This is a genomic window from Rhodococcus sp. no. 34 (genome assembly GCF_054589475.1).
This window is the reverse complement of the sequence record NZ_BAAILK010000046.1, coordinates 287,159-289,399: the sequence shown is the minus strand read 5'-3', so window position 1 is coordinate 289,399 and position 2,241 is coordinate 287,159. Positions and strand designations below refer to the sequence as shown.

The 2,241-nt window shown below is 63.3% G+C and carries 2 protein-coding genes and 1 pseudogene; all 3 read right to left on the bottom strand.

Going from position 1 to position 2,241, the window contains the following annotated elements; translation table 11 throughout:
* Positions 1-175: 175 nt before the first annotated feature.
* On the bottom strand, positions 176-916 hold the full coding sequence (gene pgl, locus ACYP01_RS22400; RefSeq protein WP_459682505.1) for a 6-phosphogluconolactonase: 741 nt from the start codon (positions 914-916) through the stop codon (positions 176-178).
* On the bottom strand, positions 909-1,817 hold the full coding sequence (gene opcA / locus ACYP01_RS22395; protein ID WP_003944921.1) for a glucose-6-phosphate dehydrogenase assembly protein OpcA: 909 nt from the start codon (positions 1,815-1,817) through the stop codon (positions 909-911). The genes pgl and opcA overlap by 8 nt, the downstream gene beginning before the upstream one ends.
* Positions 1,817-2,241, bottom strand: a pseudogene (locus ACYP01_RS22390) (glucose-6-phosphate dehydrogenase); the annotation flags it as partial. The pseudogene ACYP01_RS22390 and the gene opcA, both read right to left, overlap by 1 nt.

The following is a 2,241-nucleotide window of genomic DNA, read 5'->3' as shown; positions in this document are numbered from 1 at the left end:
CGGGATTGAGTTCCATTCCGTCAAAAGGAAATTCGCATCGGATCCGGACTCGGCGGGTAGTCGAAAGTCGCCACGGTGAGAAAGTCGTCGACGTACCACCAAGTCGGGAATCGCCCGAAGACGATTCCCGACCGGTGTGAAATCAGATCTGTGAAATCAGTTCTGTGAAATCAGATCAGGGAAGCTGCGAGGCAGCGTCCGTATCGAGGAACCAACGTGTCGCAACCAAACCGGTGGCGCCGGCGGACGGCCAGTCGTCGGCCGAAGCACCTCCGACGGCTTTGGCAACGGCCTCGGCCTTTGCAGCACCCGAGACGAGCAGCCAGACCTCTTTGGCTCGCCGAACAGCAGGCAACGTGAGGGTGATCCGCACCGGTGGCGGCTTGGGGGAGTCCGTCACCGCGACTACGAAACGCGCTTCTTCGCGAACAGCGTCGGTGTGCGGGAACAACGAGTTGACGTGTCCTTCGCCGCCCATACCGAGCAGGTGCACGTCGAACGTCGGAACCTGATTCCCGTGTGCCTGAGCGCCCAGCAGTTGTTCGTACGCCGTCGCCGCCCCGTGTGGATCACCGTCGTAGATACCGTCGGATGCGGCCATCGCATGTACCCTGTCGGGATCGACCGGCACATGATCGAGAAGCGCCTCACGTGCTTGCACTTCGTTCCGCTCGGGATCGCCGGACGGCAGGAACCGCTCGTCGCCCCAGTACAGATCGATCTGCGACCAGTCGATGTTGCCGGGAGCTTCACGCAACTTCTCGAGAAGTGCGATGCCGGTTCCACCGCCGGTCAGCACGATGGACGCGAACCCGCGAGCCTTCTGGGCATCGACGATGGTCGTGACCAGGCGTGCGGCGGCAGCGTCGACAAGTTGGCCGGCGTCGGAAAACTTCTCCACGACAACATCACTCATAGGTCACCTTCTCCAATCCGGCCAGAGCTTCTTCGTAGATCTCGTCCGGATCGAGCCGACGCAATTCCTCGGCGAGGCAATCGCGTGTCTCTCGACGACCCAGAGAAACCAGCGCGTCAGGCTGACCGGTGCGGATCAACGTAGCGGTCGTGCCCTCCTGCGGACGACTGATGGAGATACTGCGGGTCTCGAGCTTCAACTCGACCGTCAGCTCACCCGTACGCCGAATGACCGGACCGTCGATCTTGGCCGCCAACCAACCGGCGAGAATATCCAGTGCCGGTTCGGTTTTGAGACCGGAGACCACCGCTGAGGTGATCTTCTCGTGCGGCGGCTGATCGAGAGCCGATGCGAGGAGCGCGCGCCAGTAGGTGACGCGACTCCAGGCGAGATCGGTATCGCCGGCGGTGTACGACGCGAGTCGCCCCTTGATGGTGGCGGTCGGATCGGGGGCGCCGGTGGCATCGGTGATGCGCCGTATCGCGAGCTTCCCGACGGGATCCTTGGCCGGAATCTCGGGTGCCTCGAGGGGCCACCACGCGACTACCGGGGTGTCGGGGAGCAGGAACGGGATGACGACGCTGCTCTCGTGGTCCGCCAGGGGACCGTAGAGACGCAGCACGACAACCTCCGAGGCGCCGGCGTCCCCGCCGACACGGATCTGAGCATCGAGCCTGGGCTCACTCTGCTCGTCGCCACGCAGAAGCACGATGACGCGGCAAGGGTGCTCGCGGCTTGCTTCGTTGGCGGCCTCGATGGCTTCCTCGGCATTCCCGGTGTCCCTGGTGCAGACGACGAGCGTCAGCACTCGCCCCAAGGTGACAGCGCCGCCGGTCTTACGCACCTCGACCAGTTTCTTGCTGACCTGGACCGTGGTGGTGGAGGGCAAATCGAGAATCACTAGGGTCGCCTCCATTCGCGTCCGGTGCGTTGCATCATTTCGTCCGCAGACGGTGGTCCCCACGTTCCGGCCTCGTAGGGTTCCGGCTTGCCGCCGGCTGCCCAGTGTTCGAGGACGGGATCGAGTATTTCCCAAGACAATTCGACTTCGGCGTTGACCGGGAAGAGGGACGGCTCACCGAGCAACACGTCGAGAATGAGTCGCTCGTACGCCTCCGGTGACGACTCGGTGAAAGCCTGGCCGTACGAGAAGTCCATGTTGACGTCACGGACTTCCATGCTCGATCCGGGAACCTTCGAGCCGAACCGCATGGTGACGCCCTCGTCGGGCTGCACGCGGATGACCAGAGCGTTCTGGCCGAGGTCTTCGGTCATCGTCTTGTCGAACGGTAGGTGCGGTGCACGTTTGAACACCACCGCGATCT